21 protein-coding genes and 1 pseudogene are annotated in these 16,913 nt (G+C 62.7%); 10 read left to right on the forward strand and 12 right to left on the reverse strand.

What is annotated here, in order from left to right; translation table 11 throughout:
• Positions 1-45 precede the first annotated feature (45 nt).
• On the forward strand, positions 46-846 hold the full coding sequence (locus NKH50_RS04570; RefSeq protein WP_352876974.1) for a helix-turn-helix domain-containing protein: 801 nt from the start codon (positions 46-48) through the stop codon (positions 844-846).
• On the opposite strand, the pseudogene NKH50_RS04575 reads toward NKH50_RS04570, so the two are convergent.
• From NKH50_RS04575 to NKH50_RS04585, 3 genes and pseudogenes are all read right to left on the reverse strand, one after another.
• Positions 843-1,040, reverse strand: a pseudogene (locus NKH50_RS04575) (hypothetical protein); the annotation flags it as partial. The gene NKH50_RS04570 and the pseudogene NKH50_RS04575 overlap by 4 nt on opposite strands.
• A gap of 133 nt (positions 1,041-1,173) precedes the next feature.
• The gene (locus tag NKH50_RS04580; RefSeq protein WP_352876976.1) at positions 1,174-2,118 is read right to left on the reverse strand and encodes a CHAD domain-containing protein; all 945 of its coding nucleotides are present in this window, start codon (positions 2,116-2,118) and stop codon (positions 1,174-1,176) included.
• A complete protein-coding gene (locus NKH50_RS04585; protein WP_352877547.1) occupies positions 2,115-2,588 on the reverse strand; it encodes a CYTH domain-containing protein in 474 nt (157 codons plus the stop codon). Before NKH50_RS04585 ends, NKH50_RS04580 begins: the two co-directional genes overlap by 4 nt.
• An 88-nt stretch (positions 2,589-2,676) precedes the next feature.
• Here NKH50_RS04585 and NKH50_RS04590 point away from each other — a divergent pair, with 88 nt between their 5' ends.
• The 4 genes from NKH50_RS04590 to NKH50_RS04605 are packed head-to-tail and all read left to right on the forward strand — an operon-like array spanning position 2,677 to position 6,405.
• Positions 2,677-3,393, forward strand: coding sequence for a CerR family C-terminal domain-containing protein (locus NKH50_RS04590; RefSeq protein ID WP_352477088.1), 717 nt, complete (start codon positions 2,677-2,679; stop codon positions 3,391-3,393).
• Entirely contained in the window at positions 3,390-4,343 is a 954-nt protein-coding gene (locus NKH50_RS04595; protein ID WP_254818028.1) for an HlyD family secretion protein, read from the forward strand. The genes NKH50_RS04590 and NKH50_RS04595 overlap by 4 nt, the downstream gene beginning before the upstream one ends.
• Complete coding sequence (locus tag NKH50_RS04600) at positions 4,340-5,260, forward strand: ABC transporter ATP-binding protein (RefSeq protein WP_352509476.1); 921 nt, start codon at positions 4,340-4,342, stop codon at positions 5,258-5,260. Before NKH50_RS04595 ends, NKH50_RS04600 begins: the two co-directional genes overlap by 4 nt.
• Positions 5,261-5,268: 8 nt before the next feature.
• Positions 5,269-6,405 carry an ABC transporter permease gene (locus tag NKH50_RS04605; RefSeq protein WP_352509497.1) on the forward strand — a complete coding sequence of 379 codons (1,137 nt, stop codon included), beginning with the start codon at positions 5,269-5,271 and terminating at the stop codon, positions 6,403-6,405.
• A 35-nt stretch (positions 6,406-6,440) separates the two neighbouring features.
• On the opposite strand, the gene NKH50_RS04610 is transcribed toward NKH50_RS04605, so the two are convergent.
• The 3 genes from NKH50_RS04610 to NKH50_RS04620 form a co-directional block, all read right to left on the reverse strand.
• The gene (locus tag NKH50_RS04610) at positions 6,441-7,094 is read right to left on the reverse strand and encodes a glutathione S-transferase family protein (RefSeq protein ID WP_352876980.1); all 654 of its coding nucleotides are present in this window, start codon (positions 7,092-7,094) and stop codon (positions 6,441-6,443) included.
• Positions 7,095-7,186: 92 nt separating this feature from the next.
• A complete protein-coding gene (locus NKH50_RS04615) occupies positions 7,187-8,164 on the reverse strand; it encodes a threonine/serine dehydratase family protein (protein WP_352509479.1) in 978 nt (325 codons plus the stop codon).
• Positions 8,165-8,366: 202 nt separating this feature from the next.
• A complete protein-coding gene (locus NKH50_RS04620) occupies positions 8,367-8,684 on the reverse strand; it encodes a hypothetical protein (RefSeq protein ID WP_352509480.1) in 318 nt (105 codons plus the stop codon).
• 179 nt (positions 8,685-8,863) lie between these two features.
• On the opposite strand from NKH50_RS04620, the gene mbfA reads away from it, so the two are divergent.
• On the forward strand, positions 8,864-9,847 hold the full coding sequence (gene mbfA / locus NKH50_RS04625; protein ID WP_352876983.1) for an iron exporter MbfA: 984 nt from the start codon (positions 8,864-8,866) through the stop codon (positions 9,845-9,847).
• 6 nt (positions 9,848-9,853) lie between these two features.
• Here mbfA and NKH50_RS04630 read toward each other — a convergent pair whose 3' ends face one another.
• The 3 genes from NKH50_RS04630 to NKH50_RS04640 all read right to left on the reverse strand — a co-directional run bounded on the left by NKH50_RS04630 (position 9,854) and on the right by NKH50_RS04640 (position 10,840).
• On the reverse strand, positions 9,854-10,198 hold the full coding sequence (locus NKH50_RS04630) for an antibiotic biosynthesis monooxygenase family protein (protein ID WP_254818022.1): 345 nt from the start codon (positions 10,196-10,198) through the stop codon (positions 9,854-9,856).
• The gene (locus tag NKH50_RS04635; RefSeq protein WP_352509481.1) at positions 10,195-10,527 is read right to left on the reverse strand and encodes an NIPSNAP family protein; all 333 of its coding nucleotides are present in this window, start codon (positions 10,525-10,527) and stop codon (positions 10,195-10,197) included. Before NKH50_RS04635 ends, NKH50_RS04630 begins: the two co-directional genes overlap by 4 nt.
• A 97-nt stretch (positions 10,528-10,624) precedes the next feature.
• A complete protein-coding gene (locus NKH50_RS04640; protein ID WP_254818020.1) occupies positions 10,625-10,840 on the reverse strand; it encodes a DUF1127 domain-containing protein in 216 nt (71 codons plus the stop codon).
• Positions 10,841-10,908: 68 nt separating this feature from the next.
• Between NKH50_RS04640 and NKH50_RS04645 the strand changes: the two genes are divergently transcribed.
• Positions 10,909-11,583 carry an ArsR/SmtB family transcription factor gene (locus NKH50_RS04645; protein WP_254818019.1) on the forward strand — a complete coding sequence of 225 codons (675 nt, stop codon included), beginning with the start codon at positions 10,909-10,911 and terminating at the stop codon, positions 11,581-11,583.
• A gap of 123 nt (positions 11,584-11,706) precedes the next feature.
• On the opposite strand, the gene ligD is transcribed toward NKH50_RS04645, so the two are convergent.
• The 3 genes from ligD to NKH50_RS04660 form a co-directional block, all read right to left on the reverse strand.
• Positions 11,707-14,208: a DNA ligase D gene (ligD, locus tag NKH50_RS04650; RefSeq protein ID WP_352876987.1), complete on the reverse strand. Its 2,502-nt coding sequence runs from the start codon at positions 14,206-14,208 to the stop codon at positions 11,707-11,709.
• Positions 14,209-14,217: 9 nt separating this feature from the next.
• The gene (gene ku, locus NKH50_RS04655) at positions 14,218-15,069 is read right to left on the reverse strand and encodes a non-homologous end joining protein Ku (RefSeq protein ID WP_352876989.1); all 852 of its coding nucleotides are present in this window, start codon (positions 15,067-15,069) and stop codon (positions 14,218-14,220) included.
• Between the two features lie 144 nt (positions 15,070-15,213).
• Positions 15,214-15,720 carry a YciE/YciF ferroxidase family protein gene (locus NKH50_RS04660; protein ID WP_352876991.1) on the reverse strand — a complete coding sequence of 169 codons (507 nt, stop codon included), beginning with the start codon at positions 15,718-15,720 and terminating at the stop codon, positions 15,214-15,216.
• Between NKH50_RS04660 and NKH50_RS04665 the strand changes: the two genes are divergently transcribed.
• The 3 genes from NKH50_RS04665 (at position 15,719) to NKH50_RS04675 (ending at position 16,912) form a co-directional block, all read left to right on the forward strand.
• On the forward strand, positions 15,719-16,078 hold the full coding sequence (locus NKH50_RS04665; RefSeq protein ID WP_352876993.1) for a hypothetical protein: 360 nt from the start codon (positions 15,719-15,721) through the stop codon (positions 16,076-16,078). The genes NKH50_RS04660 and NKH50_RS04665 overlap by 2 nt on opposite strands.
• Before the next feature lie 49 nt (positions 16,079-16,127).
• Positions 16,128-16,274, forward strand: a complete 147-nt coding sequence (locus NKH50_RS04670; RefSeq protein WP_254818015.1) for a hypothetical protein — start codon at positions 16,128-16,130, stop codon at positions 16,272-16,274.
• Positions 16,275-16,531: 257 nt separating this feature from the next.
• Entirely contained in the window at positions 16,532-16,912 is a 381-nt protein-coding gene (locus NKH50_RS04675) for a thiol-disulfide oxidoreductase DCC family protein (RefSeq protein ID WP_352777748.1), read from the forward strand.
• The last annotated feature ends 1 nt before the right edge of the window (position 16,913 follow it).

Consider the following 16,913-nt stretch of genomic DNA (forward strand, 5'->3'; position numbering starts at 1 on the left):
TAGTACCGAAGATTGATACCAAATCGTGCAAAAGAGGTGCATCCCATGAACGGCCTGATCTTCGACGCGCTGAAGCGGACGCTGAAGGCCAAGGGCGTGACCTACCGCGTCCTTGCCGAGCGAATGGGCGTTTCCGAGCCGACGGTGAAGCGCATTTTCCACGAGCGCAACTGCAAGCTCGACCGGCTGATGGAGATCTGCGCTGCCGCCGGCGTGGAGTTGGAGAACGTGCTCGGCTCTATGAACAGAGGACCAGGACCTGCCAACCACATCGCGCCGGAGATCGAGCGCAAGCTCGCCGGCCGGCCGGCACTGCTGTTCATCTTCGTCATGCTTTCGGAAAAATTTACGCCCGAAGGCATCATGCGCTCACAGGGGTTGAGCGAGGCTTCGATGTTCCTCTATCTGCGCGACCTCGAGGAGTTGGGGCTGGTCGCGCTCGGTCGCGGCCTGTCGGCCAGGCTGCTGGTCGAGACGCCAATCCAGTGGAATTTCGACGGGCCATTGCGGCCACTGTTCGAGGTGACCAACAAGAACTTCATCGGCTGGGCCATCACCCATCTGGAGCGCGAGGCGACATTCGTCAGCTTCTCCAGGCGGATGCGGCCCGAGACGGCGGAAATGGTCAGGCGGGAGGCGGAGGAACTGGCCGAGCGCGCCAAATTGCTTGCGCATCACGATCAGCACACGACGCCGGAAGACGGGTTGATCGGCTACAAATGGACCTTCGCTTTCGGCGCGACGCCATTCCCGGCGATCATGCCGATCGGACCGCATCCGCGCGACGCCGGCACGCGGACACCCGGCCGGGCCGCCGCAAAGGCACGACGGCCGCTGCCGGCCTAGCCGCCACTCTGAACCCTTGTTTCGGCGTTGGTAATCCAGGGCTTGTCGTCCCAAATCATCTGCCGGTAGTCGAAACCATATTCGAGGGTCGGCTTGCTGATGCGGAAATAGGGCGACAGGTCGAAGTCGCGCGGCGTGTCGAGCGAGTGATGGCGGATGTGCAGAATTTCCCTGCGCGAATAGCGTCCGACGGCGTGTAAGGCTCGTAGCCGGACGATTCCTCCTGCAGCCGGCCGGCAAGCCAGCGGCCAAGTCGGTCCAGAAGCGTGTCGCCGGGCTCGGTCATGCCAGACGGCGATTATCACAGGGCGGCAAATTACACCATGATCAGCCCACGCCAGGCGCGCCGGCGTCTTCGTGCGATACCGCTGTGAGATCGTCGCGCACCTTGCGGGCAAGCTTCCTTGTCGAGCGCTTCGGACGGTCGCCGAAAAGCTCGGCCGCCTCGGCGAGGCAGGTTTTTTTCAGGCTCTTTTCCGAGCGCTTCAGCAGCTTGGCAAGCAACCGCGTGTCCTCAGGGGGACCGAGCGGCTGGTCCTCGGCATCGAGAAGCGCGCGCATGACGAACACGTCGTGCAGTTCGCCGAGCCGCTCGCCCAATTCATCGACGGCCTTGCGCCGGGCCTTGATCGGCGTCGGCCACAGCCGGCCGAGCAGCGACAGGTGCATGCCATGCGTCTTGGCCGCCTTGCGCAGGTCGTGAAAGTCATCGGCTTCGCCGCGCGAAGCCGCCTTGTCCAGCGCTTTCCTGGCGCGGCGCAAAGTGGCGCGCGCGCCTTCGGCGAGCACGTCGGCAGCCTGCTCCGGCTGGTCGGGCAGAGCGAGCTTGTCGATCCGGCCGACACCTTCCTCGCAAGCGGCGATCGCCGCGCCTATCGCAGCATCGAGGCCTGCTCCGCCATGCAGTTCATGAAGGCGCGCGACGAGCCGGTCGCGAACGGCATCGAGGCCACCGCCGGCACTTTGCTCGGGAAAGCTTGCCGCTAGCCGGTCGATTGTTTCCACCAGTGCGGTCGCCTCGCGCGGGCCGGCAAGCAGGGCCGCCACCTGGCGGTAGCATTGATTCTCAGTCACGCAGAATGTTTCGTCTCCGGAACGGACAAGGCGCAGCAAGGCGCGGACGTTCTTCAGCCGTTTGCGACAGTTGTGCAGCCCCTGTTCGGGCCTGTCACGCGCGGCCTCCAGATGGACAAGCGCCTTGCCGATCTCCTCGGCGAGAATGCGCCTGATCTCGCCGGTCAGCGAGATGTGCGGATCGATACGAAAGCTCATGCGACGATCTCCGCAATCCCCCCAAGGGCGAGCGACGCGTTGTAAAATCTCGGCTCGCCGGTGACTTCGCGGCCGAGCCAATCTGGCAGCATTTCGTCCGGTACATCCTCCGGCGTCTCGAGCTCGGCGATCACCAACCCCGCAAGCGTCCCGCCGAAGACATCGACTTCGTAGAGATAGCCGCGGTGTCTAACATGATGGCGTGTCTTCTCGATGACATGTCCGATGGCAAAGGCCTGCATCTCCTGCGCCTCCACCAAAGGCACCGGATATTCGAATTCATCGCGCTGGCGTGCCTGGCTGCCGAACTTGAGCGTCAGCTTGGCGACGGCATCATTGCTGATGCGCACACGCACCGTACGGCTGGGTTCGGCGACAAGGTAGAATTGACGGATATGAATGTCCGCCTCGACCATTGCCCGCCATTCCTCACCTGAGACCAGGAATTTACGCTCGATTTCCTTGCCCATGGCCATGCACTAGAGCGCGCACGGCCAGAGTTGGCAAGCCGCTTGATCGCAGTTGACTTTAATCATTCGATTGATTAAATTGTCGGTGATGATCAAATCGCCCAGCGCCAGCAGCCTTCCTCATGAGGCGCCCAAAACCGCCGCAGATATGACGCGGACGGCACTCGTGCGCGCGGCGCTGAAGCTGTTCGGACGCCAGGGTTTTGACGGCACGTCGACGCGCCAGATCGCGGCTGAGGCCAAGGCCAATATCGGCTCGATCGCCTATCATTTCGGCGGCAAGGAAGGGCTCCGCAACGCGGCAGCCGACTACATCGTCGACACCATCCAGACCGTTGCTGGCCAGGCGATCGGCAATCTGCAGGCGCCGGTCGCGGCATTGGCGGACACCGAGGCCGCGCGGGCACATTTAGCCGTCGCACTGGAGCGCATGGTCGCCTTCATCGCGGCAAGGCCGGAAGCCGGCGAGATTGTACAGTTCGTCCTGCGCGAGCTGTCGCATCCTACCGCGGCGCTCGACCGTATCTATGACGGCGTGTTCGAACCGGCGCATCGCCGGCTCTGCCTCATCTGGGAACAGGCGACGGGCGAGCCGGCCGAGAGCGAGCGCACAAAACTCACCGTATTCACGCTGATCGGCCAGGTCGTCTATTTCCGCATCGGCCGCGAGGCGGTTATGCGCCGGATGGGCTGGCGCAAGATCGGCGATGATGAGGCCGGCAAGATCGCGGCAACAATAACCGACAATCTCAGCGCGATTTTAGCTCGGCGCGATTTGGCTGTCCGGAAGGATCGTGGATCATGAGCCTGCTCTGTTCTTTGCCGCTTGCCGCCCAGCTTTTCAGCGCCTGTGCGCCGGCAGCACCGCTCGCCGTCGGCTACGTCGAGGGCGACTACGTCCTGCTCGCGCCGATCGAGGTGGCGCAGGTCGAGACGATTGCGGTCAAGCGCGGCGACCGCGTCGCGCCCGGCACGCCGGTGGTGACGTTGGAAAACGCCGACGCCAAGATCGCCATCGCACAAGCCGAGGCGGCCCTTGCGCAGGCCCAGGCGCAACTTGCCGACCTGCAGGTCGGCAAGCGGCCGGAAGAGATTGCGGTGCTCAAGGCGCAGGTCGACATGGCCAAGGCGCAAGCCGCCGACGCCAAACGCCGTTACATCCGCGCCAGCGATCTGTTCAAACGCGGCACCGGCACGCAGGCCGACTACGACACGGCTTCCGCGACGCTGGAGACGGCCAACGCGCAGGTCGGCCAGGCGGAGGCCAATCTCGCCGTCGGCGGGCTGCCCGCACGGCCCGAGACGATCAAGGCCGCCGACAATCAGGTCAGGCAGGCGCAGTCGGCGCTGGAGCAAGCGCAATGGCGGCTGTCGAAGCGCGTGCTGACGGCGCCCTCGCCCGGCCGGGTCAACGATGTCATCCGCTATCCAGGCGACACGGCCGGGCCGACCGCGCCGGTCATCTCCATACTGCCGGATGGCGCGGTGAAGCTCAGCGTCTATGTGCCGGAAAGCGCGTTCTCCTCGGTCGATGTCGGCACGCTGCTCAATGTCCATTGCGACGGTTGCGGAGCGGGCGTGAAGGCTCGCGTCAGCTACGTGTCGCCGGATCCGGAATTCACGCCGCCGGTGATCTACTCGCTCGAGACCCGGCAAAAGCTGGTCTATCTGGTCGAAGCGCGGCCGGAGGGCGACGCCAGCGCATTGCAGCCCGGGCAGATCGTCGACGTCGATCTGGCGGACATCGGAAAATGAACGTCATCGACCTGCACGGCCTGGTCAAGCGCTTCGGCGACAAGACCGTCGTCGACCATGTGACGATGACGGTGGCCGAGGGCGAGATCGTCGGCTTCCTCGGGCCGAACGGCTCAGGCAAGACGACGACCATCCGCATCATGTGCGGCTTGCTGACGCCGGATGAGGGCGAAGGCACGGTTCTGGGCTTCGACATCCGCACCGACAGCCTGCGGATCAAGCGCGAAGTCGGCTACATGACGCAGAGATTCTCGTTCTACGAAGACCTCACGATCGGCGAGAATCTCGAATTCGTGGCACGGCTTTACCGGCTGAAGCCGCTCGACGGGCATGTGGCTAAGACGCTTGAGGAGCTCGGCCTGACATCGCGCAAGAACCAGCTGGCCGGTACGCTGTCCGGCGGCTGGAAGCAGCGGCTGGCGCTGGCCGCCTGCATCATGCACAAGCCGAAACTGCTGCTGCTCGACGAGCCGACGGCGGGCGTCGATCCGAAGGCCAGACGCGAATTCTGGGACGAGATCCACCGGCTGGCGAGCGGCGGCCTGACCGTGCTGGTCTCCACCCATTACATGGACGAAGCCGAGCGCTGCCACCGCATCAGCTACATCTCCTACGGCAAGATGCTGGCCACTGGCACGGTCGAGGACGTGGTGAGGAATGCCGGGCTGACCACCTTCGTCCTGCAAGGGCCACGGCTCGATAAGGTCGCGGCCGCACTTCATGGCCGCCACGGCGTCGACCAGGTGGCGCCGTTCGGGGCGACGCTGCATGTCGTCGGTTCCGACAGGAAGGCGCTTCAGGCAGCGCTCGCCGATGTCGAGAAAGAGCACAAGGGCGTCACGGTATCGCCCGGCGAGACCAGCCTGGAGGATGTGTTCATCCAGTTCATGTCCGGTTCGAAGGACAACATGGGATGAAGAACGGGATAAACAGCATCTTTTCCTTCGCCAGGCTAGGCGCGCTGCTGATCAAGGAGTTCATCCAGATGCGGCGCGACCGCATCACCTTCGCCATGATGCTCGGCGTGCCGCTGATGCAGCTGGTGCTGTTCGGCTATGCCATCAACAACGATCCGAAGAGCCTGCCGGCAGCACTGGTGGCGATGAGCAGCGATCCTTACACGCGGGCCATGGTTTCGGCGCTGCAGACCACCGGATATTACCGCTTCGACCATGTTGCGCAAAGTGCCGCCGAAGCCGAATTCCTGATGGCGCGCGGCGATGTCGCCTTCGTCGTCACCATTCCCGCCGATTTTGCCCGACGGGTCGAGCGCGGCGACAGCCCGCAGATCCTGATCGAGGCGGATGCAACCGACCCGGCCGTCGCCAGCGGCGCCATCTCGACGCTCGGCACCGTCGCCAACCAGGCGCTGCTCAGGGCACGCGGCATGCAGGAGACGGCGGCTGAAGCTGCCCGGGGCCAGCTCCAGGTGGTAGTACACCGGCGCTACAATCCGGAAGCCGTCTCGCAGTACAACATCGTGCCCGGTCTGCTCGGCGTCATCCTGCAGATGACCATGGTGATGATGACCTCGATCGCGCTGACGCGCGAGACCGAGCGCGGCACGATGGAGAACCTTCTGGCGATGCCGTCCAGCCCGCTCGAGATCATGCTGGGCAAGGTGCTGCCCTATCTGGCGGTCGGCGCCGTGCAGGTGTTGGTGGTGCTGGCGGCCTCGAAGCTTCTGTTTGCCATACCCTTCACCGGATCTATGTCGCTGCTGTTGACGGCGGTCCTGATCTTCGTCTTGGCGCTGGTACTGCTCGGCTACACGATTTCGACGATCGCCCGCACGCAGATGCAGGCCCTGCAGCTCACCTTCTTTTTCTTCCTGCCGTCGATCATGCTGTCCGGCTTCATGTTCCCCTATCGCGGCATGCCGGACTGGGCGCAAGATTTCGGCGAAGTGCTGCCGCTGACGCATTTCCTGCGCATTATCCGCGCGGTGATGCTGAAGGGCGCCGAGCTGCCGGCAGTGGCAACGGAGATCGGCTGGCTGGTGGTGTTCGTGGCGCTATTCGCCGGCATTGCGCTGGTGCGGTTCCGCCGGACGCTGGATTAGGGTCGACGCAATCAGCTTGCGCAAATGATCGAGAATCACACGGCCTTGGCCCGGCCCGGGACCGGTGTCAATTCAGGTGCATTGAGCCCTTCGAAGGGATCACGCCAGGCATCGATTTCTTCAAGCTGCCGATACCAGCGGCCGACAGAGGGATAATCATCGAGAGGCAATCGGGCGACGTCGTTGAAGGGCAGAAACGTCGCCATTCGAAAGTCGGCGTAGGAAACCGAATTTCCGACCAGCCATTCTCGCTGGGAAAGCTCGGCATCAAGTATTGCAGCGGCGGTACTGAAGTCCCTCAGGCCCTCCTCAACCCGTGCCTGATCGATCGGGCCGAGCCCATAGCGCTGTTTGGTCCCGCGTTCGAAATGCACGACATCGCAGGCTCTTGCGAGGTTCTCTTTGCCCCAACTCAGCCACCGGATCATCTCCGGCTCATCGTCGCCGGTGCGCCAAAAATGCGAATGCGTGTCGCGTGAAAGCCGGCAGGCTATGGCATCGGCCTCCCAGAGGCTTTTTCCCAAGTCCACAAGGATGGGCAATGAAAGATTTGGATTGAGCGGCCGAAAGCGCTCGGCCTGCCCCGGAGCGAAGGGGGAGGCGAATTCAAACTCGACCTTGGCATTGAGATAACGTGCCACGGCGACCGCGAGGCGAGGATTGGGATTGCGGCTGAAGAACAGTTTCATTGATCTCAGTCCTTGAATGGGACCGGTTCGACCGGACGCAACGGAGGCTCGAGCGCCTCGAACCGGCGCATGACCTGCAACTGATTGCTATCTTAGCTGGCAGCAATGATCTCGGCATAGGTGCTGAAATCGACATTGCCGCCGGACAGCACCACGGCCACGCATTTCCCGGTAAGGTCGATCTCGCCTGACGACAGCGCGGCCAAGCCGACGCAGCCGCCAGGTTCGACCACCAGCTTCAGGCAAGCCATCGCGTCGCGCGTCGCCTGAGCCACCGCCTTGTCGGAAACGGCGATGGCGCCGGCAAGGTTCTTGCGGTTGATCTCGAAAGTGATCGCACCCGGCTCGGCGACGAGAAGGGCATCGCAGATCGAGGTGTGGCCGGGCGCGTTCGACACCCTGGCGCCTTGGATCAGCGAGCGGCGTGTGTCGTCGAAATGCTCGGGTTCCACAGCCCAGACGGCGGTGTCCGGCGAGGCGTCCTTGATCGCGATCGAAATGCCGCTGCTCAACCCGCCGCCGCCGCAGGGAACCACCACCGCATCGAGGCTGACGCCAAGCGCTTTTGCTTGGCGCATCAATTCGAGGCCGATCGTGCCCTGGCCGGCGATGATGGCCGGATCGTCGTAGGGCGGCACCAGGACCATGCCCTTTTCCACGTAAGAACGGACAACGGCAGTGCGATCGTCGCGGACCCGGTCGAAGGTGATCACTTCGGCGCCCATCTTCCTGACATTGCCGACCTTCATCGCCGGCGCATCGGCAGGCATGGCGATGATGGCCTTGACGCCGAACATCGCCGCTGCGGCGGCAACGCCTTGCGCGTGATTGCCCGACGAGAAGGCGACGACGCCGCGGGCGCGTTCTTCCGCCGAGAGCGAGGAGAGCCTGTTATAGGCACCGCGGAACTTGAACGAGCCGGTGCGCTGCAACGTCTCCGGCTTGAACAGGATCCTGGCGCCGAAGCGCTTGTTCAACTCCGGCGATTCGATCAGCGGCGTTTCGACGATCAGTCCGGACAATCGCGCTGCTGCGCTGTGAATATCGGCGATGCCGGGAGGGATGGTCATGGCTGGGGTCCTGCAAGAAATGAGACCGCCTATGGTGCACGGAAAGGGAGGCCGCGCACCAATAAAAAAATGTGACCGTTACAATTCGACTTGGAGGCAGGAGTGGGGCGTGACTGTCACCCACCGCCGCCTCCACTCTCCGCTATGCATTCGTCACTTCAATCGACAAATCGTTGCCTGACCCGGCATTGCCGGCCGCTCCTCATCCCAACAGCGTCTTTTTCCGTTTGGGGCCGCCCATCTTGCGCCAGGTGTTGAAGCGATGGGTGGCAGCAGCGAAGGAGATCTTCATCTGCTGAGCAACCGAATAGCGCGACTTACCCTCGTCGAACAGGCGATAGCAGCACTCGACGCCCTCCTCGGTCAACTTGCCGTCGGGAGCCTTGTTGTGTGGATTGGCGGGATCGAATTTTTCGACCTGCTGCTCGACCAGCCCTTTCAGGCGCTGCAAGTCCGCCTCGATGTTAGCGATCAGGTCGAGAACCGGCTTGGGGTCAAATGGCTGCTGTTGTTCCGGCATCTGCGGGTTCCTTTCTCTTGGTTCAGATTCGATCATATAGGTGAACGTTTGCCGATAGCAAACGATGCCTCGTTCGGTTTCGACGTCGATACTTTTGAGCAGATGAGTGGAGGGGCGCGATTGACCGAGGATGTGCGAAGCTCTAGTTTAGAACTATTCTAAACTGGGGTGAATTTCTCATGCTTTCCCGCGTTTTTGGCTTCGGCCGCCGTCCGTTTGAATCTCTCTCGGAGCAGGAGATCCTGGCGCTCGCAATCTCCTCCGAGGAGGATGACGGGCGCATCTATCGCGCCTATGCCGACGGGCTGGCGGAAAGCTTTCCGCAATCGGCCAAAGTGTTCGAGGAGATGGCGGAGGAAGAGGACGGCCATCGCGACGCGCTGATCGAGCTTTACCGCAAGCGTTTCGGCGAGCGCATACCGCTGATCCGGCGCGAGCATGTGAAGGGTTATTACGAGCGCCAGCCGGACTGGCTGGTGAGGCCGCTCGGTATCGATCATGTGCGCAGCCAAGCCGAGGCCATGGAGCGGCAGGCCTACCTGTTCTATATCGAGGCGGCCAAACGCACAGGCGATGCCTCGACGAGAAAGTTGCTCGACGATCTGGCGGTGGCCGAACAGGGCCACGAGACACTGGCGCAGCGGCTGGAGCAAAAGCATATATCGGGCGCGGTCAAGGACGAAGAGGCGGCGGCCGAGCAACGTCAGTTCATCCTGACCTACGTGCAGCCCGGGCTGGCCGGGCTGATGGATGGCTCGGTGTCGACGCTGGCGCCGATCTTTGCCGCGGCCTTTGCCACGCACGACACGTTCCAGACCTTTCTGGTCGGGCTTGCCGCCTCGATCGGCGCCGGTATCTCGATGGGATTCACCGAAGTGGCCTCCGACGACGGCAAGCTATCCGGCCGCGGCTCGCCGGTAAAACGCGGGCTGACCGTCGGCGTCATGACGACGCTGGGCGGGCTCGGGCACGCGCTGCCCTATCTCATCCCGCTTTTCTGGACGGCGACGATCGTCGCCGCGGTCGTGGTGTTCTTCGAACTTTGGACGATCGCCTTCGTACAGAACCGCTACATGCAGACGCCATTCTGGCGCGCCGCCTTCCAGGTGGTGCTGGGCGGCGCGCTGGTGTTTGCGGCAGGGGTGCTGATCGGGAATGCATAGCAGTCGCTACCCATTCACCGCCCGGCTGTCTGCTGGCGCCTCGGCGCGTTCGGTCAGGCCGTAGTCGCGCATGACATGGGCGATCCGCAAACGGTAGCCGGCAAAGATGCCGCCGCGCCCAGCCCTCTGCGCCTGCCGATGTTCCTGCGTGTTGCGCCAGGCCTTCACCGCATCCTCGTCGCGCCAGAAGGACAGCGACAGGATGCGGTTCGGATCGGCAAGGCTCTGGAAGCGCTCGATCGACAGGAAACCGTCGATGCCGTCGAGCAGTGGGCGCAGATCGGCGGCGATGCCGAGATAGGCATCGCGCATGCCCGCCGCCGGCTCGACCTCGAAGATGACGGCGATCATGGCTTCACCAAAGAAGCATGTGGCCCGGAGGCCAGTTTGAGGAAGATGCGGTCCTCCTTCAGGATAAATTTTTCCCGCCGGGCGAACTCGTAATTCGCCTTGCCGGCGGGATCGGCGGCGAGCCGGGCGCGGTAGGCTTCGTAGGCCGCAAGACTGTCGATGTTGTAGGCGGCATAAGCCGTAGTGGCCGAGCCTTCGTGCGGCGCGAAATAGCCGATCAGATCGGCGCCGCAGCGCGGGATCGCCTGCCCCCAATTGCGTGCATATTCCTCGAACGCCGCCTTGCCGAACGGATCGATCTCGTAGCGGATGAAGCAGGTGATGGTCATTTTCGCCTCCTTGGCGGTGGATGTTTTCTGGCGGTCACAGTTCGAGCCGGGTCGAAACGTTCCGAAGATCGATATGCTAGGCAAATTCGCTGGCCGGTCAGGTTTGCCAGAAGGATTTCGCGCATTCGCGGCGGACGTCTTCGGGTGTCAGGCCAAGGTCACGCAGCAGATGATCGTCGATCTCGGCGAGGTCGAGACGCTGCAAATGACGGTCGTACCACCGCTTCAGGAGCCGCAGCCGCAGGCGGCGCAAGACAATGAACGGGAACGGCCGGCGAGCAGGCGCGGCGCCGAGAATAGTCCTTGCAGGCATTGTCGTCTCCTTGATTTGCATCGAGATTAATGCTTGTCTGACGAGGATGATTCGATGATGAACGAACCATGCGCGAAGGACCTGACATAGCCCGCATTGCCAGCCTGGTGGGCGATCCGGCGCGGGCAAACATGCTGTCCGCACTGATGGGCGGCACGGCACTGACGGCGAGTGAACTGGCACTCGAGGCCGGCGTGTCGCTTCCGACAGCGAGCTCCCATCTGTCGAAGCTGATGGAAGGCGGGCTGCTGACGCTGGCAAGCCAGGGACGGCACCGCTACTACGGCCTCGCCGGCCCGCAGGTAGCAGGCATGATTGAGGCGATCACCGGTGTTGCCGCCGCGGTCGGGCCGCAACGAGTGCGGCCTGGCCCACGCGACGCTGCCATGCGCGTGGCGCGGGTCTGCTACGACCACCTCGCCGGCGAGCAGGCGGTGGCGATGCTGGACCGTCTCGTCGCTCGACAAGTGCTCCTGCGCAATGATGAGGAGATCCGGCTTGGGCCGTCGGCCGCCTCGCATTTCGCCGCGATCGGCATCGATGTCGAGGGCAAGGCGCGGCGACCGGTGTGCCGGGCCTGCCTCGATTGGAGCGTGCGGCGTTCGCACCTCGCCGGCACGCTGGGCGCCGCCATTCTCGATAAGATCCTCGCCGAAAAATGGGCGCGGCGCGAGAAGGACAGCCGTGCAGTGATCTTCTCGCCGACAGGCAAGCAGGCATTCGAGAAGACGTTTCTCGCCTGACGGCTCGCTTCGACGCACCAGAACGGCTCGCCGTCTCCACGGAAACGCCGAACCGCTCTATCTTTTTTGTTTTGACGCAATTCCGGACAGAAAATCGTTCCACACACTTTTCCTGGAATTGCTCTAGCCGCGCTTGAGCGGCTTGGCCTGCTTGAAAAAATGCTCCCAGGGATCGGCTTGCCCAAGCCGCTTCAGCGTCGTCTTGTCGCCTATCGGAAAGGCGTTCGGCGGCAATCCGGCCTCGATTTCCGCCCAGGTCACCGGCATTGATACAGTGGCACCTTTCTTGGCGCGCGACGAATAGGGCGCGACCGTGGTCGCGCCACGGCCATTGCGCAGATAATCGACGAATATCCTGCCGGTGCGCGCCTTCTTCGACAGCGTCGCCGTGTAGCGGTCGGGTGCGGCTTGCTCGAGCGCTCGAGCGAACTCATGGGCGAAGCCTTTGACCTCATCCCAGTCCGCCGACGGCTTCAGCGGGACGAGGACATGATAGCCCTTGCCGCCCGAGGTCTTGACGAAATTAGGCAGGGACAGTTCGTCGAGCCGGCTGCGGATGTCGAGCGCCGCGGCAAGCACCGCCTTCACGTCGACACCCTCGTCGGGATCGAGATCGAAGATGATCTGGTCTGGTTTTTCCAGCTCGTCCGTGGTCGAGCCCCAGATGTGGATCTCGACGACGCCAAGTTGAACGAGGGCCACGACACCGTCGAAATCGCGGATGAACAATATCTCCTCGCCGTCGGTGGGATCCTTCATCACGGCGATCTTGTCGTGCATGCCGGCCGAGGCATGCTTCTGGAAGAACCGTTGGCCGCCAACACCGTCCGGCGCCCGCACGAGGCTGAGCGGCCGGTTGATGACGAATTGCTTCATGCGCGGCCAGACCAGCGCGTAGTGATCGACCAGATCCTGCTTCGATACGTTCTCCTCGGGCCACAGAAGCTTGTCGGGGCGGGACAGCGTAACCGAGGTTTTCGCCGTGGCCACGGGTTTGGCGGGCTTTGGCTTCGACTCTGCCGGGGCTGAGCGTGCTTTCGGTTTCTCCTGCACGACTTCCTCCGCCGGCTTGTCCTCGCGCAATCCCTGGAACGACGCGTGGCGTATTATACGGTCCGACGTCCAACTGCGAAACTCCACTTCGCCGACAAGTTCGGGCTTGACCCAGACCAGCCCCTTACCCCTTGGCACCGCCCTGTCGAAGGGCGAGGTTGTCGTCTTCAGCGCATCAAGCCTCTTCTTCAGCTCGTTGGTGCTTTTGGCCGTGAAGCCGGTGCCGACGCGGCCGGCATAGCGCAGCTTGCCGCCCTCGTGATAGCCGACCAGCAGCGAGCGCAGGCCGCGCCCGGTCTTGTCCGACGGCATGTAGCCGCCGATGACGAATTCCTGGCGCGCCGTACATTTCGACTTCACCCAGGACGGGACCCGGCCGCTGCGGTAGGGCGCATCGGCGCGCTTGGAGACGACGCCTTCGAGCCCCAGCCGGCAAGCATGCTCCAGCATGATCTTGCCGGGCTCGGCAAAGTGGTCGCTGAAGCGCACGGCCTGATCCTCGGCCTGTCCGGCGAGCAAAGTGCGCAGCCTTTCCTTGCGCTCGACCAGCGGCTCGGAACGGATATCCTCACCGTTAAGACGCAGCAGGTCGAAAACGTAGTAGATGAAACGATCCGTGCGGCCTGCCGACAGATCTTGCTGCAGCAGCGAGAATGACGACACGCCATTATCCGCCAGCACGACGATTTCGCCGTCGATGATAGCATCGGTGCATTTCAGGCCGCCAAGTGCCGCGACAATTGCGCCACCGAACTTGTCGGTCCAGTCGAGGCCGGCGCGTGTCAAAAGCCGAACCTCGGTGCCGGCAAGCTGCGCCTGCATGCGATAGCCGTCGAACTTCACCTCATGCAGCCAGTCCTTGCCGGGCGGGGCGTCCCGCTCCAGCGTTGCGAGCGCCGGTTCGATGAATTCGAGCCGCCTTGCGGCGACGGCCTTCGCTTTGCTGGCGGCCGGCCTGTCGGACTGCCAGACGCTTGGCTTCTTGCCATCGGCGGTCTTGCCTTCGCCAACCTCCTCGATGGTCAGGCCGGATTTCACCGATTGCGGCGCCTCCTGCAAAATGTCCTCGCCCGGACGCGCGGCGGCATCGTCGGATTTGATCAGCAACCAGTTGTCACGCTTTTCGCCCGGACGCGGCTTCAGCCGCACCAGATGCCAGGCGCCATGCAATTTGTGGCCATGCAGTTCGAAACTGATATGGCCTTTCTTCATCGCTTTTGCCGGGTCGCCATCGGGGACCCAAGTTCCCTCGTCCCAGACAATGACCGAGCCGCCGCCATATTGGTCCTTCGGGATAGTGCCTTCAAACGGCGCATAGTCGATCGGGTGGTCCTCGACATGCACGGCGAGCCGCTTTTCGTGCGGGTCGAGGCTCGGGCCCCGCGTCACTGCCCAGCTCCACAGCACGCCGCCATGCTCGAGACGAAGGTCGTAGTGGAGCCTGGTGGCGGCATGCTTGTGGATGACGAAGATGCCACCTGGCTCGGCTTTCTTGCCGCGCGAAACCTTGCCGGCCGGTTCGGTGGTCTTCTTGAAATTGCGCTTGGCGTGATACTGCTCGAGGCTGACCATGGTCTGATCCTAAGCAGATTTGCGCCGAGCGGCTTTGGACTTGGCGCCCTTTGCCGGGCGTCCGGTCTTTGCCGGCGCACCGGCTTCCGACGAAAGGCTCTTCTTCAGTGCATCGAAGAGATTGACGACGTTGGAGGGCCGTGGTTCCGCCTTTGTCTTCGGTGCCTTCCTGCCGGCCTTCTTGGCGCGGACCAGCTCGATCAGGGCGTTTTCGTATTTGTCCTCGAATTCGGAAGGATCGAACTTCGCCTGTTTCTCATAGACGATGTGTTCGGCCAGCCTGATCATTTCGGCGTCGGTCTTCACCGGCTTGATGTCGCCGAACACCATCTCGGGCCTGCGAACCGTATCGCCATAGCGCAGGGTCGTCAGCAGCAGACCCTTGCCCAACGGCTCGATGACCACCGGACGTTCGCGGCGATAGAGCACGATACGGGCCAGCCCCGCCGTCTTCTTGGCGGCCATGGCGTCGCGGATGACGGCGAAGGCCTCTTCCGAGACCTCGTCCGCAGGCGTCACATAATAGGGCGTATCGAGATAGATCTGCTGGATCGAGGATTTTTCGATGAAACCATCGAGGCTCATCGTGTGCGAGAATTCGATCTGCACGGCTTCGATCTCCTCCTCCTCGATTTGGACGAAGTCGCCGTCGCCGATCTCGTAGCCCTTGATCTCGTCCCCTTCATCGAGCGGCTTGCCGCTGGCCGGATCGACATAGACGCGCTTGACGGTATTGCCGGTCTTGCGGTTGAGCACGCGGAACGAGACTTTCTCCGCCTGGGTCACGACATTGGTCAGTTCGACGGCGCAAGTAACCAGCGAAAGCTTGAGATATCCTCTCCAGGCGGGGCGCGGCGCCATGACAAACTCCCTGCGCGACAAGGTTCAACCGAGAACGGCGTTCAACCGAGAACGGCCAAAGCCCGTTCCGGTTCCGGCGGCGCAAAAAGGCAAGTCCGGGCTTTCGGCCCGGCCTTGCCCTGAACTCAATTCTCTATCGCTGCCCTACTCGGCGGCTTGCAGGTTGATCTTGCTTTCCGCTATCTCGGTAAGCTTGCGGTCGGTCGCCTGCTCCTCCTTGAGATTGTTGGCCAGCACATTGGCGCAGTCGCTGCGGCCCAGTTGCTTGGCCCAGGCAATCAAGGTGCCGTAACGGGTCATCTCATAATGCTCGACCGCCTGGGCCGAGGCGATCAGCGCAGCGTCGAGGACCTCCTTGTCGGCGATGTCGCCGCTGATGTCGTCGGCCTCTTCGAGAATGCCGTCGATGGCCGGGCAGTCGACCTGCTTGGCCTTCACACCGTGCAGTTCGAACACCTGCTCGACACGCTGGATATGACCCTTGGTCTGGGCGAGATGTTTCTCAAAGCCGGCTTTCAGCTGCGGATCACTCGCCTTGTCGATCATCTTCGGCAGCGATTTCTCGATCTGTTTTTCAGCGTAATAGATGTCGCGCAGCGTGTGCACGAACAGGTCATCGAGTGTTTTGATATCCCTCGAAAAGAAGCCCATGGCCTTTGCCTTTCCATTCTCTTGCAGTTTCGGATTTTTGGCTGCGGCCCAACCCGAGCACCACAGCCTGCGGAACCGGTTCGTCCCGGCACTGGGAAATCAACGTGCGGCTGACGGGCGGGTTCCTGGTTTTCCGGCCGCGTGCACGGAAATTTCGCGGTCCAGCAAAAAGCTGAAACAAAACCGCGCCTCAGCGACATTCAGGCGAAACATATGTGATGCAAAAGTCACACTGGGCGAAATGCCGACGGACTGCATGGAAACACCGCGAATCAGCCGCATTCCAGCCATGAACGAAGGCATTTTCGACCAGAGATTAACATCGCGTTCACCGACTATTCACGCCTGGACGCTATGATCCCCGCAATTCGGAAGGGACATCCGAAACGGGACAGGGACCGAGTAAAATGAGCTTCTGGAATCACATCGCCGGCTATGCTGCCGCCATCCGCGAATTCGTCGCACCGACCTATCGGCCCGAGCGCTATTACATGCGCGGCCCAGGCCCCGCCTGCGCGCGCCGTGGCAACACGCTTGGGATCAGCGTGCACTGATGATGAGCATGGAGAGCCGTCACGACAGCCGGATATGCCGGCCCGACGCCGACAATCGGTCAACGACCTATCGCGCCGAGCGCCCTGCGCTGACCGACAGACGGCGTGCGACAACGCCAAGCCTTCAGCAGTCCGGGCTTTGATCCAGCCGCCGGCAGGTCTAGTGTCGCCTGACACCAGCTGCCGGGCGTCACGTGATCGTCAAGCCGAACCATTCTCCTGAGCCGCCAGAATTCGAATCACGTCGCCCGTTGATCGTGTTCGACGGTATTTGCGTGTTGTGCTCGGGCTTTGTGCGCATGGTGGTGAAGCTCGACCGCAAGGGCCGCTTCCATTTCGCAACGGCGCAGTCGCCCTTCGGCGAGATGCTGTTCCAGAAATACGGGCTGCGAGCGGATCGCTACGAGACCAATCTCGTCATCGTCGATGGCGCCGCTTTCACCCGCCTGGACAGTTTCGTTGCCGTCATGGCCGAACTCGGCTGGCCGTGGCGGGCAGCGCGGATCCTGCTGCTGTTGCCGCGCCCGCTTCGCGACTGGCTCTACGACCGCATCGCAAAGAACCGCTACGCTCTGTTCGGCAAGAAGGACAATTGTGAAATCCCTTCCGCCGAGGTGAGGGCAAGGTTGATCGGCTAGG

This window comes from Mesorhizobium sp. M1027 (assembly GCF_040318745.1).
Classification (GTDB): Bacteria; Pseudomonadota; Alphaproteobacteria; order Rhizobiales; family Rhizobiaceae; genus Mesorhizobium.